The sequence below is a fragment of the Sphingomonas sp. genome (assembly GCF_041661885.1).
Taxonomy (GTDB): domain Bacteria; phylum Pseudomonadota; class Alphaproteobacteria; order Sphingomonadales; family Sphingomonadaceae; genus Sphingomonas.
Genome location: NZ_JBAZTL010000001.1, coordinates 479,546 through 498,764 on the forward strand (window position 1 = coordinate 479,546; position 19,219 = coordinate 498,764).

General features: G+C 62.7%; 15 protein-coding genes. 6 read left to right on the forward strand and 9 right to left on the reverse strand.

Annotated elements, in window-relative coordinates:
• Positions 1-4 precede the first annotated feature (4 nt).
• The 3 genes from WC704_RS02435 to epsC form a co-directional block, all read right to left on the reverse strand.
• Positions 5-607 (reverse strand): alpha/beta hydrolase, encoded by a 603-nt coding sequence (locus tag WC704_RS02435; protein ID WP_372888385.1) that lies wholly within the window; start codon positions 605-607, stop codon positions 5-7.
• A 179-nt stretch (positions 608-786) separates the two neighbouring features.
• Positions 787-1,536 carry a gamma-glutamyl-gamma-aminobutyrate hydrolase family protein gene (locus tag WC704_RS02440; protein ID WP_372888386.1) on the reverse strand — a complete coding sequence of 250 codons (750 nt, stop codon included), beginning with the start codon at positions 1,534-1,536 and terminating at the stop codon, positions 787-789.
• A complete protein-coding gene (gene epsC, locus WC704_RS02445) occupies positions 1,533-2,513 on the reverse strand; it encodes a serine O-acetyltransferase EpsC (protein WP_372888387.1) in 981 nt (326 codons plus the stop codon). Before epsC ends, WC704_RS02440 begins: the two co-directional genes overlap by 4 nt.
• Positions 2,514-2,799: 286 nt before the next feature.
• Here epsC and WC704_RS02450 point away from each other — a divergent pair, with 286 nt between their 5' ends.
• Positions 2,800-3,705 carry a RimK family alpha-L-glutamate ligase gene (locus WC704_RS02450; RefSeq protein ID WP_372888388.1) on the forward strand — a complete coding sequence of 302 codons (906 nt, stop codon included), beginning with the start codon at positions 2,800-2,802 and terminating at the stop codon, positions 3,703-3,705.
• Positions 3,705-4,721 (forward strand): LLM class flavin-dependent oxidoreductase, encoded by a 1,017-nt coding sequence (locus tag WC704_RS02455; RefSeq protein WP_372888389.1) that lies wholly within the window; start codon positions 3,705-3,707, stop codon positions 4,719-4,721. Before WC704_RS02450 ends, WC704_RS02455 begins: the two co-directional genes overlap by 1 nt.
• A 45-nt stretch (positions 4,722-4,766) precedes the next feature.
• Here the strand turns inward: WC704_RS02455 and WC704_RS02460 are convergent, their stop codons facing one another.
• From WC704_RS02460 to WC704_RS02475, 4 genes are all read right to left on the reverse strand, one after another.
• On the reverse strand, positions 4,767-7,247 hold the full coding sequence (locus tag WC704_RS02460; protein WP_372888390.1) for a TonB-dependent receptor plug domain-containing protein: 2,481 nt from the start codon (positions 7,245-7,247) through the stop codon (positions 4,767-4,769).
• A gap of 247 nt (positions 7,248-7,494) precedes the next feature.
• On the reverse strand, positions 7,495-9,996 hold the full coding sequence (locus WC704_RS02465) for a TonB-dependent receptor (RefSeq protein ID WP_372888391.1): 2,502 nt from the start codon (positions 9,994-9,996) through the stop codon (positions 7,495-7,497).
• A 97-nt stretch (positions 9,997-10,093) separates the two neighbouring features.
• Positions 10,094-10,393 carry an EthD family reductase gene (locus tag WC704_RS02470; protein WP_372888392.1) on the reverse strand — a complete coding sequence of 100 codons (300 nt, stop codon included), beginning with the start codon at positions 10,391-10,393 and terminating at the stop codon, positions 10,094-10,096.
• A gap of 1 nt (position 10,394) precedes the next feature.
• Positions 10,395-10,877 carry a pseudoazurin gene (locus tag WC704_RS02475; protein ID WP_372888393.1) on the reverse strand — a complete coding sequence of 161 codons (483 nt, stop codon included), beginning with the start codon at positions 10,875-10,877 and terminating at the stop codon, positions 10,395-10,397.
• 233 nt (positions 10,878-11,110) lie between these two features.
• Between WC704_RS02475 and adh the strand changes: the two genes are divergently transcribed.
• The 4 genes from adh to WC704_RS02495 all read left to right on the forward strand — a co-directional run bounded on the left by adh (position 11,111) and on the right by WC704_RS02495 (position 16,592).
• The gene (gene adh / locus WC704_RS02480; protein WP_372888394.1) at positions 11,111-12,631 is read left to right on the forward strand and encodes an aldehyde dehydrogenase; all 1,521 of its coding nucleotides are present in this window, start codon (positions 11,111-11,113) and stop codon (positions 12,629-12,631) included.
• Positions 12,632-12,728: 97 nt separating this feature from the next.
• Entirely contained in the window at positions 12,729-13,121 is a 393-nt protein-coding gene (locus WC704_RS02485) for a DUF779 domain-containing protein (protein WP_372888395.1), read from the forward strand.
• A gap of 34 nt (positions 13,122-13,155) precedes the next feature.
• Positions 13,156-14,337: an FIST N-terminal domain-containing protein gene (locus WC704_RS02490; RefSeq protein WP_372888396.1), complete on the forward strand. Its 1,182-nt coding sequence runs from the start codon at positions 13,156-13,158 to the stop codon at positions 14,335-14,337.
• Entirely contained in the window at positions 14,337-16,592 is a 2,256-nt protein-coding gene (locus WC704_RS02495; protein ID WP_372888397.1) for a NahK/ErcS family hybrid sensor histidine kinase/response regulator, read from the forward strand. Before WC704_RS02490 ends, WC704_RS02495 begins: the two co-directional genes overlap by 1 nt.
• 6 nt (positions 16,593-16,598) lie before the next feature.
• Here the strand turns inward: WC704_RS02495 and WC704_RS02500 are convergent, their stop codons facing one another.
• Complete coding sequence (locus tag WC704_RS02500; protein WP_372888398.1) at positions 16,599-17,240, reverse strand: response regulator transcription factor; 642 nt, start codon at positions 17,238-17,240, stop codon at positions 16,599-16,601.
• A 131-nt stretch (positions 17,241-17,371) separates the two neighbouring features.
• Complete coding sequence (locus tag WC704_RS02505; RefSeq protein WP_372888399.1) at positions 17,372-19,156, reverse strand: methanol/ethanol family PQQ-dependent dehydrogenase; 1,785 nt, start codon at positions 19,154-19,156, stop codon at positions 17,372-17,374.
• Positions 19,157-19,219 lie beyond the last annotated feature (63 nt).

Genomic DNA, 19,219 nt, shown 5'->3' on the forward strand with positions numbered 1-19,219 from the left:
ACCATTACTCTTGCGGGACGAGGACAGGGGCTTCGACATGCTCCGCCGCGTGCGATTGCGGAGCAACCCGGTCCCGGTCGAGCAGGTTCAAATATGCCAGCAAGGCGCCCTCGGCGTCGGAAAAGGGGCCATGCCGGTTACTGGGTTGGCCAGTTTGTGACGCGCCCTTTTCGACAAAGCGGCTGCCCCATTTGTCGGCGAGTTTCAGCACCTCTTCGATGCGGAACGACGCATCGCTGACGACAAGCGAGGGGAAGGGGAGGCGATAGGTCGGCCCGGTCCTGATCGCAGCCGCGACCGCGACCTGGCCGATCTCGACGGCAAGCGGCGAATCGAACACCGCACCGCGCACTGACCGCAAGTAACTGCGCGGTGAAAGCTGCGCCCACCATGAGATTGCGAGGCAGGCAACACCCCGCGCCACGATCACCACGGGCGCATCGCGGCGCGAAAAGGTGGCGTCGAGTTGCACCGCCCAGCGGCCATTGTGGAATTTCGAAAGGTCGAGTTCGACTTGAGCGATCGGTATCGACAACGGCGATTCGCCCCGTACCGAGACCAGAATGGGTAGCGGATTCTCGGTCAGCACGTCGGTAACAAAGACCATGACTGCTCTCCTCTCAACGCTTGGTGGTCGCTTGCGTACCCTTCACCGACATCGAGTCGGATTACGTTTCCGGCCTCGCAAGCTATTCCTATCTCTGTACTAGGCAATGGGACTGCGCCAGAACGCATCCTGCTCGCGCCGGATCGACATGGAGCCCATGATATGGCGCGGTGCATCGGCTATCGCGCGTCGGCAGCCGCGCGCAGCGAATGGCCGACCACGGCGAAGAAGGCGCGGCTTTCCGGAGAATGGTCGACATCCCATTCCGGATGCCATTGCACCGCCAGCACCTCGGCCCCGCACGGTTGGGCACGGATCGCCTCGATCAGGCCATCATCGGCGGCAACCGCCTCGACCGACAGTCCGCTGCCAAGCCGGTCGATGCCCTGTTCATGGACCGAGTTGACCGACATCCGCCGACGTCCGGTCGCGGAGGCGAGCAGGCCGCCATCGTTGAGCTCGACATCGTGGCGGTGGCCGAACAGCGTGTCGAAACACCCATCCCACGATCCGCGATGATGTCGACCGCGGCATGAATCGGTCGACAAGGTGCCGCCAAACAGCACGTTGATCTCCTGAAGGCCGCGGCAGATGCCGAACACGGGCTTGCCCGCTTCGATCATCCGCCCCGCCAAAGCGAGCGCCACCTCATCGCGCTCGTGATCGATCTGTTGGCCCGTGGGGAGTATGGCGCCGCCATAGCGTTCGGGCGCGACGTTGGAGCGCGACCCTGTCAACAACACACCATCGAGCAGCGTGGCGAGCACGGTGATATCGACCGCATCGCGCACGGCGGGCACCAGCATTACCGTACTGTCCGAAAAGCGCGCGAGCGGTGCGACAAAACGGGTGGCGACCGTCTGCACGGGCCGCCCCAGCGTTTCGTTGCAGCACAGGACGCCGATGACCGGGCGCGCCGCCACCGTCATGTCGATTGCCCGAGCAGTGTATCGCGCAGGTCGAGCCCGGCGCTGCGATCCAGCCGCATCGCCTCGGGTTGCACCAGCACACTGTCCTCGGGCACGTCTGACAGCAGCCAGACATTGCCGCCAATGGTCGATCGCGCGCCGATCGTCACCCGACCCAAAATCGTGGCACCGGCATAGATGACGACATCGTCCCCGATGATCGGGTGGCGGGCATGGCGGTGGCGCACGTCGTCGCGTGTCGCCCCGACAGGGCTGCGCGCACCGAGCGTGACATGCTGGTAAAGCCGCACCCGCGCACCGATGATCGCAGTCTCGCCGATCACCACTCCGGTTCCGTGATCGATGAAGAAGCGCGGGCCGATCTGCGCGCCAGGGTGGATATCGATGCCAGTGCGCTCGTTAGCGATTTCCGAAATGAGCCGCGCGACGATCGGGGCACCCAGGTTGTTGAGTTCGTGTGCGATGCGGTGGTGCAGGCTGGCGATCGCGCCGGGATAGCAGACCAGGATCTCGTCCACGCTGTGCGCGGCGGGGTCGCCGAGGAAAGCGGCCTCGACATCGCTGTCGATCAACCGCCGGATATCGCCGAGTGTGGCGGTGAACAAACGCACGATGGTGGCCGCGTGATCGGCTTCGAAGGCACCGGCTTCGCGCTGCCAATAGCCGAGTTCGTGGCCGATTTCCCACTCCAGCTCGGTCAGCGCGGCGAGTAGCTTGGCGACGACGAACGTGTCTTCTTCCACTGCGGGCCCGCGAAAATGGCCAAGGCGTCGTGGATACAATGCGGCGGCCAGCAGCGACACGATGCGTTCCAGTGCGTCGCGCGATGGGAAGCTTTCCACGTCGCGGGCCTCGTCCTGCCGCGACCGCCATTCCGCGCGCGCGTGGCGCAAATCGGCGATGGCGTCGCCAACGGTGCGCGGCGGTAGGGTTGGAACGTCGTTGTCGTGGCGCGTGTTGGAAAAAAGAGTGGTCACCGGGCCTCCTGTCGCCAGGATATCCTACTCTTTGAGTATGAAATAAAAGAAATGCTTCGAGTGCCGCAAGCCTGTGTTTGCCGACGTCCGTACCAAAGCGTGGCATGATCCTGGAACAGGCCGCGTTTGATCGCGCGGTCATATCGGTTCGATAAGGGACCGCGATTGCGTGATGAGGGGCGCTCCCGATGGTTGCATAGGCTCTCACGCACTTGCGACAGGGCCGGGTCCTTCGCTACCCAGCGTGGGAAAGTGCCGGAATGCGGCCTTTTTTGAAAGAGATGGCATGACCGACCTCGCTTTGCTTTATGAACATCCCGCGTGGTTCAAGCCGCTGTTCGAAGCGCTTGAGCGCCGCGGTGTCGATTACATCGCGCGCAGGCCCGACGGCCATTTCGATCCGGCAGATTTTACTCCGCCTGCCCGTGTGGTGTTCAACCGGATTGCGATGTCGAGCTTCCTGCGCAGCGATGAGCATCCGATTTTCCACGGCGTTGCGCTGCTCGATCACTGGCGGCGTGCGGGTGCGCGCGTTCTCAACGGGCCTGAAGTGCTGGCGATCGATTCGTCCAAGGCGCGCCAATTGTCGCTGATTGCCGGCCTCGGTCTCGCGATTCCGGCGACGCGGGTGGTGCATCGCATTGCCGATATCGAAGCCGCTGCCGCGACGCTGGCTTTCCCGCTGGTGGTAAAGGCAAATATCGGCGGGTCGGGCGCGGGGATCGCGCGCTACGATTCTATGGAGCAATTGCGCGCCGCGATTGCGGATCGCTTCTTGCCCACCAGCGTCGACGGCGTTCTGCTGGTGCAGGATTATGTGCCGGCGCGTAACGGCACCATCACCCGGATCGAAACGCTCGACCGGGCCTATCTCTATGCGCTCGACATTGCCGGTGGCGGGGCGTTCGACCTTTGCCCGGCGGATGCCTGTCAGATACCGGGCGCGCCGATTCCAATGGTCGCCAGCACCCCAGATACGGCGTTGCGCGAAGCGGCAGAGGCCATTGCGCGTGCGGTCGGCCTTGATGTCGGGGGGATTGAAGTGATGATCGACGATCGCGACGGCGTTGCGCGCTTTTACGACATCAATGCCCTGTCCAATTTCGTGGCAAAGCCGCTCGATGTGTTGGGCTGGGATCCGCACGATCGCCTGGTCGACTATTTGATCCACATTCTCGAGGAAACACGCTGATGCGGTATGGCTATTGGACTCCGGTATTTGGCGGCTGGCTCCGCAACGTGCCGGATGAGGGCATGGAGGCGAGCTGGGATTATACCAAGCGGCTGACCCAGCGGGCCGAGCGGCTCGGCTATGACCTGACCCTGATCGCCGAGCTTAACCTCAATGACATCAAGGGCATCGAACAGCCTGCGCTGGATGCGTGGTCGACCGCCGCCGCACTCGCCGCCGTGACCGAGACGATCGAGCTGATGGTCGCGGTGCGCCCGAATTTCCATCATCCGGCACTGTTCGCCAAGGCCGCCGCCAATATCGATCGCATCGCGGGCGGCAGATTGGCGCTCAACGTCGTGTCGTCGTGGTGGGCGGACGAGGCGACACAATATGGCCTGCAGTTTGACGAGCATGACGATCGCTATGCGCGCACCGAGGAATGGTTGCAGGTCGTGGATGGGCTGTGGAGCGAGGAACGGTTCAACTTCACCGGGCAATTCTACAGCACCAAGGACGCGATTTGCGCGCCCAAGCCAACCAAGCGGCCGACCGTCTATGCTGGCGGGGAGAGCGAGAAGGCCAAGACGATGATCGCCGCGCAGTGCGATGCCTATGTCATGCACGGCGATCCCGTTACCGCGATCGCGCCCAAGATCGCCGACATGCAGGCGCGGCGCGCGGCAGCCGGGGGAACGCCGATGCACTTCGGAATGGCGGCTTATGCCATCGTCCGCGACAGCGAAGCGGAAGCGCGACGGGAGCTGGAGCGGATCACCGCCGTGACGGATTTGCCGGCCGGTTACGACAATTTCGACCAGTGGTTGTCGGGAACGCAGTTGGAGCGCGAGCTGAAGATTCAGGAATATTCGGTGTCCAACCGGGGGCTGCGCCCCAATCTTGTGGGCACACCCGAACAGATCCGGCAACGTATCGCCGATTATGAAGGGGCGGGGCTCGATCTGCTGTTGCTGCAAATGAGCCCGCAGGCGGAAGAAATGGAGCGCTTTGCCGCGCAGGTGATGGGCACCGCGTGATGCCGGGTGGCGGGGAGCTGTCGAGCAGCCCCCCGCCGCAACACCTTACCAGCTCACCCCGATACGGCCATAAACATACCGGCCGTTGAAGCCGAAGGGCGAGTAATACGGGAAGGCGACAAGGCCCGTCCCGTTGAGCGTCGTGCCGCGTGACGAAGTCAGGGGCACGGCACGCGGATAGGTATCGAACAGATTGTTCGCGCCGACCGCAACATTGATGTTGCGGACAACCTTGTAGCGCGCCTCGAGATCGAAAATGGTGCGTCGACCGGTGTGGATATCGTCGGCGGCAAAACCGTTGCCGCTCGGCTGGGTAACGTCGCCATAATAAGAGCCACGAGCGGTAACGCCGAGTTTGTCCAGCGACCAGTCGATCGTGCCGACCACCTTCTCACGCGGGGTGCCTTCCTGGAACGAGATGATGCGCTGACGGCTGAAGATCGGCAGCGTGACGCTCGTCGAGGTTCCGTTGACAACGGCGGTAATCGTGGCGGGATCGGGGGCCCTGGTCACCTTGATATCGTTGAAGTTGGCGGCAACCGTCAGGTCCACGGTGCCCAGGCTCGGCGTCGCTTTGCGATAGTGCGCAACCACGTCGATACCCCGGGTGGTCGAGCGAATACCGTTGAGGAAATACCGTCCCGCAGTGACCGTCGCGGTGGTGGGATTGGCGGCGAGCAAGGCGGCGACCACGGTGCCGCTCAGATTTTCGGACAGCGCGATCTGATCGCGAACGCGAATGCTATAGGCATCGACCGACAAATCGAACCCGCCGTGGCGCAACACGATACCCGCCGAAAGGTTGGTTGCCTTTTCCGCTCGCAATGGCTTGCCGCCGAGCGCAATCCCGACGGGGCTGGTCGAGGGGAACAGGCCGGTTTCCACGATAGCGCCATTGGTCAGCACCGAGGCGGTGGAGGTGAAATACTGCTGTTGCAGCGAGGGCGCGCGGAAACCCGTGGACGCCGTGCCACGCAGCGCGATCCACGGGGCAAAATCGAACCGTGCGGACAGTTTGCCGTTCGCGGTGGTGCCGAAGTCCGAATAATGCTCGACCCGGCCCGCCGCGCCAAGCGTCAAGCCCTCGAGCGGTTTCGCCTCAAGATCGATATAGCCCGACACGTTGTCGCGATGCTTGTCGACCACGTTCGAGGGCTGAAAGCCCGGAAACCCCTGCGCGCCCGAGCCGAGCGACGAAGCGGCACCGGTAAGGCGGTTATAGGAGGTCAGCTCACCCGCCGCGATCTGAAAGCCCTCACGACGATATTCACCGCCCCAGGCGACGTTGATCGTGCCGCCGCCGATGGGCAGTTCCTTCGACACGTCCACGCCGCTGACGAGCTGGTCATAGGTCAATTTGCCGTCGTAGAAATTGGTCTGCGAGGCTGCGCCATAGGTCGCGTTGCCCGATCTGCGCGTATAGAAAGCGAGCTGGTTGCGACCGTAGGACAGGTTTAGATCGACCTTCCACCCCGAAACTTCGCCGCGCAGGCCGCCGGTTGCGGTGAGATCGTCCGATTTGACCGCGATCAGCGGTGTAAAACCATCCGGATACAACGCGGCGAGCGCATCGGCGCTGGCATTGACGCTGCCGGGCAGGCCGCCGGCGATGCGCGGGGTGGCCGCACTCGTGCTGTCGCGGTGCTGGTAGCCGCCGAAGCCATAAAGCGTCCAACCGGTGTCGCCGAGTGGCTTACCGGCGTTGAGGTAGATGCTATATTGTTCGACATCGGGGTCGCCAAAGCGCGAGCGAACGCGGATCGGCGTCTTGCGCGGATCAAAGTCCCCGCGACTGGTCGGGTTGCGGTTGAGATATTCGGCGGAGACGGTGAGAAACCCGTCCGATCCAAGCTCAAGGCCTTGCCAGCCGGCAACCGTCACCGTTTCGCCATCACGCTCGCTGCGCGAACCGCGCGCGGTATTCACGTCGGTAATATACTCACCATACGTCACCGTGGCGCCGCCTCCGCTGCGGGCTTCACGCAGGCGCAGGTTGACGACGCCTGCGATGGCATCGGAACCATATTGCGCGGCGGCACCGTCGCGCAGAACTTCGATCCGGTCGAGCGCGACCGAGGGAATCGTGTTGAGATCGACCGAAGCCGAGCCACGTCCGACCGAGCCGTTGGTGTTGACCAAAGCCGATGTGTGCGCACGCACGCCGTTGATGAGAACCAGCGTCTGATCGGGCGATAGGCCGCGTAATGTTGCCGGGCGCACCGAGTCGGTCCCGTCAACGGCGGATGAGCGCGGAAAATCGATCGACGGCACGACATTGGCAAGCGCGGTGGCGAGTTCGGTCGTTCCCTGCCGCTGCAGCGTCGTCGCGCTCAGCACGTCGATTGGCGAAGTACTGTCGAGCCGCGAGCGACCGGCGGTGCGTGTGCCGGTGACGACGATATCCGTGGGTTGTGCTTGCGATTCCGCCGCCGTGGTATCGGGGGCTGCCTGCGCAAAACCGGCGGAAGCCGAAGCGAGCGCCAGCGTAGAGGCGGCAATCGAGAGAAGAACCCTTGGGGTGTTCATGGTGCGGTCCCTTTATCGTTTCGATATTTTTTTGACGTCACGGCGCGACATGTCGCGTGCCCGATAGGAGACAATGGCAGATCATGCCGCGCTGCGGTGCAAAGAAAATCCATCGGCAGACTTGGGAAAAATCACCCGCCAATTTTTCGGATCACGGAATTATGCGGGGCCCCATTTCGCCAAGGGTCTGCTTTCGCGTCGAGAATGCCGGGGCGGTGCAGTCGAACCGCACCGAGCCTGGCCCGCGTTACAGTCGCAGCCGCACGCTGAATTCGACCGATCGCGGAGCGCCGGGGGCGTAGAAGGTGGACGAAAGGAGCGGACGTTCCCCGTCGATGATGGGTCCCGCAAAGGGGCGCGCGACGTAATTGCCGTTGCCATCGAAAGCGGTGGCCGCCAATTGCGCGGCGGTCGAATAACGTTTGTCGAGCAGATTGTTAATTTGTAGCGCCACCGTCACGCGTTTGTCGGGATGAAGTTCCATACCGAAATTGACGACCGCATAAGGCCGCGTGCTGCCTTCGCCGAGATAATAAACCCCGTCCGGGCGGTGCGCATTGTTCTCATTGCCGCGCGCATAGGCCCCCGAGACCGCAATCATGTCGAGGTTGAAGGCCAGCAGGTTGATCGGTGTCCAGTCGAGCGCGGCCTTGAAGATGTTGCGCGGGATCAGCGGAATATGGTTGCCGGCGCGAATTGCGATCGCACCGTCGAAACCGGGGGCGACACCGTCATTGCTGCTATTGCCCGATCCGCCGACCGTCTCGGCGCTGCGATAGGTCGCATCGAGCCAGGTATAGTGGCCGGACAGGTGGACCCGGCCAAAGGTCGCATTGGCATCGACTTCGACGCCCTGCCGCCGTGTGCGACCGAAGTTGCGGAAATAGCCGAAGCCCGAGGCGGTGTCGGACACGAACAGAATGTCGTGGCGGCTGTCGGTGCGGAAGGCGCCGACGCGCCAGCCGAAATGCTGGCTCGATCCGCCATGCACCCCGGCTTCGAAGGTGGTGGCGAGCACTTGGTCGAGCGGCGGATCACCGGCAAGCGCGTTGGGCAGGCGACACGGGCTGGCCGGATCGGAGCAGCCGAGTTCGATCGCCGAGGGCGCGCGGCTGGTTTGCGCGATGGCGGCATCGAAACCCAGCGCCTTGGAGGGCGTCCACGCAATCGCCACCGCAGGGTTGAACGCGCTGAAATGGTGATCGCCATCAAGCGATCCGGTGCCGCCGCCCGGGCTGATCCGGTCGCGATTATGGATCGTTGTATGATCGAATCTTGCGGAGATATCGGCGCGTAATGTCGGGCTAATCTCAAGCGAATCGGTGCCGTAAGCGCTGAAGCTCGTGGTGCGGCCGTGAAGGTCGACGCGGGCATCGAAGGCATTTTCCGAATCTTGCGATCCATCGGCGAAGGCACCGGGGCCGCTTACGCCAACCACCCCGCGATTGGGCGTGAGATACCCGAATTGGGCGGATTGCTGGAAATCGGCACGGCTGTCGGACAGGCTGAGGCCGAGCGTCAGCGTATTGTGCACCCCGGCGACCACGGATGCCAGCGTGCCTTCCAGCGTCGCGCCCCATTCGTCCTGATCGGTCGAGGAGCGATTGATAAGCCCGTTACACTTCTCATTGGGTTCGCTGTTCAGCAAGGCGTTGGCGATGCAGCGAAAGCGCGGGAAGGGGGTGTTGGCCTGGGTTTCGCCGCTCAGCGGAAAACCGGTGATCCCGGCGGCGGTGAGTGCGGCACGCTCGGCGGCATTGGGCTGGTACAAACTCTCCCCGAGCGCGGCATCATTGACGTCGCCATTATAGGTTCGCGTCTTGATCCGCCGCCAATAGACGTTGCCGGAAAAGGACAGGTCGTTCGTGGGGTGGTAGCGCGCGGTCAAATTGACCAGCCCGGCGCGGTTTCGCGTGGTGTCGGGCTGGGTATAGACACTGCTGCGGTCGGCCGCGAGCAAGCGCTGTTCCTGCAACCCGTTGCCGTTCAAATCGGTGTCGGCATAGCTGGTGGACAGCGCAACGCTCGTCGTCGCATCGGACCAGCCGAATTTGGCGAAGCCCTGATAGGCGGTGGAGGGCGAAAACGCGCGCCAGCCGCGTTCGTTGAAATAATTGCCGCTCGCAAACCAGTGGAAGCCGTGCCCAATTGCACCACCCGCCTGCGCTTCAACGGTATGGCGGCGGAAAGAGCCGACGCTTGCCGCCAACTGATAGCCAGGATCGGATAACCCGTCCTTGGTCCGGATTGACAATGCGCCACCCAGGGAGTTGCGCCCGAACAAGGGGTTGGACGCAGGAACCAGGCTGATCGAGCGAATCGCCGATTTCGGGATGAGATCCCAACTGACGACATCGCCGAACGGCTGGTTGAGCCGGACGCCGTCCATATACACCGACAGGCCCTGCGGCGTGCCCAGCAGCGGCGACGCGGTGAAACCGCGATAGTTGATGTCGGGTTGCAGCGGATTGTTCTGCGTATCGTTGACGAAGACACCCCCGGCGATTCGCTTGAGATAGTCGGTCAGGTCGGTCGCATGGATGCGCTGAAGATCCTCGTCGCTCACCGATTGAGCAGGCGCGCGCAGTGATCCTTCGCCGATGTCGAGCAGCGGCGTGGCGGCGGTTACGACGATATCAGGCCCGGTTTGCTCGGCTTGCAGTGCCTGTCCTTGTGCGGCGTTCGGTAACACCACAGCCGCAAGCGCGACCCCCGCCAGCCAACGCGCGCCCGTTATATCGAGTGTCATATCGATGTGCCCTATCGTTCTCGGTTAGCGGCCACACACGTTTCCAACCGCACCGCCATCAAGCCGATGCGGGAACAATAACGGTGCTGTTGGCTGATTAGCGTGCCTCGCACCGCAGCGCGACGGAGGCGATGTCGGTGAACCTGGCGACATCGTCGAACACCAGCTTTGCCTCGGGCGAACCGAGCGCGGTGTCGAGCGCTGCGTCATCGGTGAATTCGAGCACCGCCACCGCCGCATAGGCTGGGGTCGGTTCCTGCGGGATCAGGGCCTTGGCGCTGGTCAGGCCATATTGCGTCCATTGCGCCCGCACGAGCGGCATGTGCTCGGCAAGGTAATAGGCGACATCAAACGTTGCATTGTCGCGCGAGGGATAAGTGACGAGCAGGGTGGTCATATCATTTCGCCTTGGCAAGATAGGAGGTCATACGCTTCATAGCGAATGGCGCGAGCTTGACCGTGCGTGCCGCAGCCAGGTTCGCGGACGGGCCGTTACCCACCTGGACCAGCGCAACCATTCCCAAAGAATAATGAGGCGCGCATTTGATCCCGTAAACGCCAGGCGCCGTGACGACGAGATCGAACTGCTTGCCGATCGCCCCTTTGGCGGGCCCCACGCCGACTGGGACCATCGTCGGAATCAATTCGGCATTGTGGACCGGGTTGGTGGGCACGAAGCGAATGGTGTCCCCCGGCATCGCCTTGATGAAGGAAGGGACGAACACCATCGCGCCTTCTGGACCGCTGTCCTTCATTTCGACAACGATCGTCTTGGCCGGGGCGGCCTTGGCTGCGACCGACGCGGTCAACGGTAGCGTCGTGGCCAGGGCGGTGGCGCCGACCATCGCCGCGAACAGGCAGATTGCGATTTTTCGGGACATGGCTCTCTCCTGATTTTATCTGTTATTTCCGCCCCGACGCCGGAGCCACGCCAAGCGGTGCGTCACCCCGGAGTCTTCGACGATATGATCGCGTCTGCCGATCATGCCGTTCGACGCCATCCCAGCCAATTACCCTTTGGTGCAATGGCGTAACCGCCAGCAATCGGCAGAATGCACGCTGAAGGTCCACGCCACAACCGGTGATGGGCCCCAGCATTTCAGGAGATGTCGACATGCTTCATCAGGCGCTAGAAGGGTTGGCGGGTAACATCGCCATTCGTCCGAAATATGATAACTTCATTGGTGGGCAGTGGGTCGCGCCGGTGCAGGGGCGGTATTTCGACAATGTGTCGCCGGTCACCGGGCAGAGCGTTTGCCAAATTGCGCGCTCAACCAAGGAAGACATCGACCTGGCGCTGGATGCAGCGCACAAGGCCAAGGATGCCTGGGGCCGCGCCTCTTATGCAGAGCGCGCCAACATCCTGAACAAGATCGCGGACCGGATGGAAGCGAAATTGCCTCTGCTGGCGATGGTCGAGACGATCGATAACGGCAAGCCGATCCGCGAGACGACAGCGGCGGACCTTCCGCTCGCCATCGACCATTTCCGCTACTTTGCGGGCTGCATCCGCGCGCAGGAAGGCGGCATTTCCGAGATCGACCATGATACGGTGGCGTATCACTATCACGAGCCGCTGGGTGTCGTCGGGCAGATCATTCCGTGGAATTTCCCGATCCTGATGGCGGTGTGGAAGCTGGCCCCGGCGCTTGCGGCGGGCAACTGCGTGGTGCTGAAGCCGGCTGAGCAGACGCCGATGTCGATCATGGTGCTGATGGACGTGATCGGGGATCTGTTGCCGCCGGGCGTATTGAATATCGTCAACGGCTTCGGCGTCGAGGCTGGCAAGCCGCTCGCTCAGAGCCCGCGCATTGCGAAAATCGCGTTCACCGGGGAAACGACCACCGGCCGGTTGATTATGCAATATGCGACCGAGAACCTGATCCCCGTCACGCTCGAACTCGGCGGCAAATCGCCCAACATCTTCTTTGCCGATGTGATGGACCAGGACGACGATTTCCTCGACAAGGCGCTCGAAGGCTTTGCCATGTTCGCGCTCAACCAGGGTGAAGTCTGCACGTGCCCGAGCCGCGCTTTGGTCCATGAAAGCATCTACGATCGCTTCATGGAAAAGGCGATCGCTCGCGTCGAGAAGATCAAGATGGGCAACCCGCTCGACCCGAGCACGATGATCGGCGCGCAGGCATCGAACGATCAGCTCGAGAAGATCCTGTCCTATTTCGACATCGCGAATGGCGAAGGGGCGAAGATATTGACCGGTGGCAAGCGCGCGCAGCACCCCGACGAGCTCGGCGGGGGCTATTATGTCGAGCCGACGATCATTTCGGGCAACAACTCGATGCGGGTGTTCCAGGAAGAGATTTTCGGACCGGTTGTTGCGGTGACTCCGTTCAAGGACGATGCCGACGCGCTCGCGATCGCCAATGACACGCTGTACGGCCTTGGCGCGGGCGTATGGACGCGCGACGGCACGCGTGCCTATCGCATGGGTCGCGGCATTCAGGCCGGGCGCGTGTGGACCAATTGCTACCATCTGTATCCCGCCCATGCGGCGTTCGGTGGCTATAAGCAGTCGGGCATCGGTCGTGAAAACCACCGCATGATGCTCGATCACTATCAGCAGACCAAGAACCTGCTGGTCAGCTACAGCCCGAAGCCGATGGGCTTCTTCTGATCCGAGGCCGGATCCGGCGGCGCGCGGCCCAACGCGCGCCGTCGAGCGGGCAGCGGATTACAATGGCTGCTGCAATTTCTGCTTCAGGAAAATCATGATGGAAGTGCCAGCGCGTATTCTTGCAACCGAGGCCGCCGTTTCGCTGGTCGAGCGGTTGCAGCATCAACATGGTCCGGTGATGTTTCATCAATCGGGCGGTTGTTGCGATGGGTCCGCCCCGATGTGTTACCCCGCCGGGGAATTTCTTGTCGGCACGCAGGACATTTTGCTCGGCCGGATTGGCGACGATGTGCCGGTGTGGATCGGTGCCGCGCAATTCGATTATTGGCGGCATACGCAAGTCACGATCGATGCCGTCCCCGGGCGTGGGGCGGGATTTTCGCTGGAAGGGCCCGAGGGGTTGCGGTTCATCGTGCGGAGCCGCGTGTTCACCGATGACGAAGTCGATGCCCTGGAAGCCGCGGGAGAGCCCGAACGGGGGGCTGCGTGATTTGGAGTGATCGACGGCAAGGCAAGGGCGTGACATGATGCAAGTCATGATCGACGAACGCCCGGCCACCCGCCTCGACACGCCCGTCCGCACCGCCACGACGCGGATCGCGGACCCCGATGCTGCGGTGCAGGCCCTGTTCGGCGAACTTGACCCGCTTACCCTTGCCGGGGTCATCATCTTTTGTTCGAGTTGCTATGATCTTGACGCGCTCGCGGCGGCAATCCGCCAGCGGAGCGAGGGACTGTGCGTCGTCGGATGCACGTCATCCGGCGAAATTAGCACCGAAGGAAGCTCCGAGGGGACGATCACCGCAATCGGCTTTCCGGCGAGCGATTTCACGTTGCACGGCGTGCGCTTCGATCATCTCGACCAGTTTGACGCGAGCCAGGCGCAAAGCGTGGTCCGGGGTCTCGTCGCCGATGCGGTCGAGGGGTCGCGCGGTTTGGGCGAAACCGTGTCGCGCGTCGCCATTTTTCTGGTCGATGGCCTGTCCCATCGCGAGGAAATGTTGACCGTTACGGTACAGGATGCGCTGGGCGACATCCCGTTGATCGGTGGATCGTCCGGCGATGGGCTCGATTTCAAAGAGACGTTTATCTTTGAAGGTGGCGCGTTTCGGCGCGACGCTGCGGTGGTGGCAGTGTTGTGCTCGTCACGGCCAATGAAGGTATTCCGATCGCAGCACTACGCGCCGGGCAAGATCAAGATGGTGATTACGGGCGCCGATCCGGTCGGGCGCGTCGTCTCCGAAATCAATGCTGAACCGGCGGCCGAGGAATATGCCAGGCTGACCGGGACCGCGATCGGCGAACTCGGCCCCAGTGTCTTTGCGTCGCACCCGCCGATGGTGCGCGCCGGCGGCGAATATTATGTCCGATCGATCCAGTCGGCCAACCCCGATGGCAGCCTAACCTTCTACTGCGCAATCGATGAGGGCGTCGTCCTGACATTGGGAGAGGCGCGTAACATTCTGGAGGGGCTCGGGACGCTGTTCGCCGATCTTGAGCACAGCGTGGGGGGAATCGACCACATCCTCGGCTTCGATTGCGTGCTCAACAAGATCGAGGCGGAGCAGCGCCAGTTGACGCGCCAGGTCTCCAGAATCTTTGTGAAAAATCGGGTAACCGGCTTCAACACCTATGGTGAGCAGTTCCACGCCTTGCATGTAAACCAGACGTTCAGCGGCCTCGCGATCGGTTGGGGGAGGGGGTAGTGGCCACGCGCAGCATTCCCCGTTTCGACGACGATTCCGTGCGTATCGCCGCGCTTGAAGCAGAGAACACCAAACTCAAACGTATCAATGCGGCGTTGATCGACCGGGTCGAGCGCGCGACGGATTTGCAGGGTAACGCATTTTCCCTGTTCGAAACCGCGATTTCGCTTGAGGGGAAAATTCGCGAACGGACCGCCGATCTTGAACAGGCGCTGGGCGCTCTCGCGCAGAGCAATGCCGCGCTGGCGGTGGCGAAGGAAGTCGCGGACGATGCGCAACGGCGCCTGCGCGACGCGATCGAGAGTATCAACGAGGGGTTTGCGATCTTCGATGCCGATGATCGGCTGGTGTTGTGCAACCAGACTTATCTCGGTTTGTGGCCAAAGATTGCCGACCGGATCGTGCCTGGGATCGCCTTTTCGGAAATTGCCGACATGATCGGCAAGGATGGCTCGATGCTCGGCGCGATGGTCGCGCGGGACCGTTGGGTATCCGAACGCTTGGCTCAGCGGATGGTCGCAAGTGGAGGGCATGTTCATGCCCTGGCGGACGGTCGCTGGATTCAGATCAACGAATTGCGGACCAGCGAAGGCGGCATCGTTGGCGTCTATACCGACATTACCGAGGTCAAGGCGGAGGATGCGCGCCTGCGTGCGCGTGAAATGGCGGAAAAAAGCGCCATCCTGCAGGCGACACTCGATACCATTGCGCAGGGCGTGTGCGTGTATGATGCTGAGCGCAGGCTGGTGGCGTGGAATGGCCCACTGCTCACTGTCATCGGATTGCCGAGAGACGGGCTCTCCAGCATCGCGACGCATGACGGGTTGGTCGCGGCGTGCGAACACCTGAATGGACCGATGCAGCCCGACGCACCGCTTGCCTGGCTCGACGATGGCGTCGGGGACGCGGTATCCCGGCGCCAGCACCGCAATGGCAAAATCGTCGAGGTCCACCGCGCGCGTATGCCCGATGGCGGAATGGTGATGAGCTTCGGCGACATCACCGAGAGCCTGCGCGCCGCGGATGCGTTGCGCGAGACCAACGAGACGCTGGAACGCCGGGTTGAGGAACGCACCGCCGCGATCAACGCCGTCAACCGTCAATTGAGCCGGGAGAATGCCGAGCGTCTCGCGGTCGAGGCTGCACTGCGCGACGCCAAGACTGCGGCCGAGCAAGCCAACATTTCCAAGACCCGCTTTCTGGCGGCGGCCAGCCACGATTTGCTGCAGCCGCTCAATGCGGCGCGCCTGTTCGTCGCGGCGCTTGGGGATCGTCGGCTGGCCTTGCCGACGCGCGCGTTGGTGCGACAGGCCGGGTCCGCACTCGATTCGGTTGAGGATCTGCTCGAAGCGTTGCTCGAGATTTCACGGCTCGATGCGGGCGCGATCGTCGTCGAACCGGTCGACTTCGCGATCGATGAAATGTTGCGCAGCATGAAGGCTGAATTCGCACCGGTGGCGCGCGAGCGGGGCCTTACCCTGCGGATCGAGGAATCCGGGCTATGGGTCCGGTCCGACCCGCGCTTGCTGCGGCGCATTTTGCAAAATCTGATCGGGAATGCGCTGCGATATACCCAGGTCGGTTCGGTCGCGGTTTCGACGCGAACCGAGGGGGATGTGCTGCACCTCGAAGTCATCGATACCGGCCCCGGCATTGCGCCCGAACACCATCTCGAGATTTTCGAAGAGTTCCGGCGGGTGGGCGAACATGGTCGCGACCGTGGCATGGGGCTGGGCCTTGCGATTGTGCAGCGCGCCGGGCGTATGCTCGGGCACGCCTTGACCCTGCAATCGGCGCTGGGCGAGGGCTCGCGCTTTGGCGTGTGTGTGCCGCTGGGCACGGCGACGATACGCACCGACTATGTCGCGCAACCCTCGCGGCGCGGGCGGCTGGACGATCAGATCGTGCTGGTGATCGACAATGAGGCGTCGATTCTGGAGGGTATGCGCGCGCTGCTGGAGGGGTGGGGGTGTACCGTGTTGTGCGCGCGGGACGCGGCACAGGGTATCATCCCGTGCGGCGAGCACGCGCCCGATATCATCATCGCCGATTATCACCTGGATGACGGAAAAACCGGTGTCGCTGCGATCGGCGCGGTGCGCGCGGCGGCTGGTATCGAGATCCCCGCCATCGTCATCACCGCCGACCGCACGCCCGAATTGCGCGAAGGGCTGGTGCAGGCCGGGTTCCACATCCTGCAAAAACCGGTCAAGCCCGCGCAATTGCGCGCGTTGATCTCGCGGCTGACAAAGTAAGCGCGCTCAGTCCTTGCTGCCGAATTTGACCTTGTTAACCAGAATGACCGCTTGCGTGCGGCTAAACACGTTCAGCTTGCTCAAAATTGCCGAGACGTGCGCTTTCACGGTCGTCATCGAAACGTCGAGTTCGTAAGCGATCTGCTTGTTGAGCTTACCCGCGATGACGAGCCGCAACACGACCTTTTGTTGCGGTGTCAGGCTGTCGATGCGGCGCTGGATATCGGCATCCTCGATCGTTTCCGCCGCTTCAAGCTCATCCATCTCGGGCGCGTAGAAATCGCCGGCCAGCACCGTCTTGATCGCATCGACGATCACGCTCCGGCGCAGCGATTTGGGGATGAACCCGGCCGCGCCGGCGGCGAGCGCGGCGCGAGCGAGGCCGCGTTCCTGCGCGGCCGAAACGATCACCACCGGCACGGACGGAAAACGTTCGCGCAGCTCGATCAGCCCTGAAAAACCAACCGCGCCCGGCATATGGAGGTCGAGCAGCACCAGATCGAAATCGCCTTCGCGTTCGATCACGGCGGTCACCTCGTCGAGCGAGGAGGCTTCGAACAATTCGCATTGGTCGAACGCCACCGCGATGACGGTGCGCAGGCCATCGCGGACCATTGGATGGTCATCGGCAATCAGTACCCGCTCCACGTAGTCCCGGTCTCCCTGTTGGACGGTTCCGCTCCCCAAGCGTACGCCGAATTGGCGTGATACGGAAACGGGGGCGGCAACCGCCGCCCCCGCCATCTGGCTGCCCGTGATTGCGGGACGCGCCGGTTGCATCAGGATTTGGGAAGCTTGAACACCCAGAGCGCTCCGCCCTGGTTGATATGCTGCACCGCCTTTGCGACTTCGCCACCCCAAAGCGGCACCGCGCCGCCCCAGCCGGACATGACGGCAACATATTGTTCGCCATCCTGCTCCCAGGTGATCGGCGTGCCCACCACGCCCGACCCGGTATTGAACTTCCACAGTTCCTTGCCGGTTTTCGCGTCGAACGCTTTCAGATACCCCTCAGGCGTGCCGGTGAAGACCAGGTTACCGGCGGTGCTCAACACGCCGCCCCACAGCGGTGCCTTGTTGTTATATTCCCACATGATCTTGCCGGTCGCCGGATCGATCGCGCGGAGCACGCCGATATGATCTTCATAGAGCGGCTTGATCGTGAAGCCGGCACCGAGATAGGCGGCACCCTTCTTATAGGCGATCGGTTCGTTCCAGATGTCCATGCCCCATTCGTTGCTGGGCACGTAGAACAGGCCGGTCTGCTGGCTGTACGACATCGGCATCCAGTTTTTGGCGCCGAGGAAGGCAGGAGCCGCGAACACCGTGCTGCCCTTTTCCGCAGTGGGCGGGCCGGGGCGGTTGGCGTCGACATAATTGGGTCGACCCGTCTTCAGGTTGAAACCGGTCGTCCAGGTCGTCTTCGACACGAACGGGGTCGCTTGCAGCATCTTGCCATTGGTGCGGTCGAGGATGAAGAAATAGCCATTGCGATCGGCCTTGGCGCCGAGCTTCATCATCTTGCCGCCACGCATCGCATCGAACGGGATCAGTTCGTTGACGCCGTCAAAGTCCCAGCCGTCATGCGGCGTGGTCTGATAATGCCATTTGATCTGGCCGGTGTCGGGGTCGATACCCAGCGTCGAGGCGGTGTAGAGATTGTCACCGGGGCGCAGATGGCTGTTCCACGGGGCCGGGTTGCCGGTGCCCATATAGATCAGGTTGGTATCGGGGTCATACGTGCCGCCCAGCCAGGTCGCGCCGCCACCCTGCTTATACTGATCGCCCTGCCAGGTGGCGTTCAGCTTGCCGGTAATGCCGTTGTCCTTGCCGTTGAGGGTGCCCATGTTCCCTTCGATCGTCGGGCGCGTCCAGATCAGTTCGCCGGTGTTGACGTCGCGCGCCTGAATCTCGCCGATCACGCCGAACTCGCCGCCGGAGTTGCCGACGATGATCTTGCCGTGGACGATCATGGGGGCGGCGGTGAAGCTGTAGCCCGATTTGTAGTCGGCGATCATCTTGTTCCAGATGACCTTGCCGGTCTTGCGGTTGAGCGCAACGAGCCGCGCGTCGAGCGTACCGAAGATGATCTTGTCGCCATAAATCGCGGCACCGCGATTGACGACGTCGCAGCACGGCACGATCGCGTCGGGCAGGCGGGCATCATATTGCCACTTTTCTTCACCGGTCCGGGCGTCGAACGCGAACAGGCGCGAATAAGAGCCGGTCACGTAGATCGTGCCGTCATACACGAGCGGTTGCGCTTCCTGGCCGCGCTGCTTTTCTCCGCCGAGCGAGGAGGAAAATGCGGGGACGAGCTTCGACACATTGTCGGCGTTGATCTGCGTGATCGAGCTGAAGCGCTGCGCGCGCGGGCCCATGCCATAGGTAAGCACGTCGCCCGGGGTGTCGGCGTCGTTCATCAAATCGGCGTCGGTAGGACCGGCTGCCGCAGGCGCGGCGGGCGCAGCTTGCCCACCATCGGGCGCCGCGACGAGCGGAGTCGCGATAAGCGCGCTCCCCATTGCGAAAATTGACGTGTGTCGCAGAAAGCGCTTCATCATCTTCTCCCCTGATTATTCTTTACGAGCACGCGCTGTGATCGATGACCGTCACAGAAGCCGTGC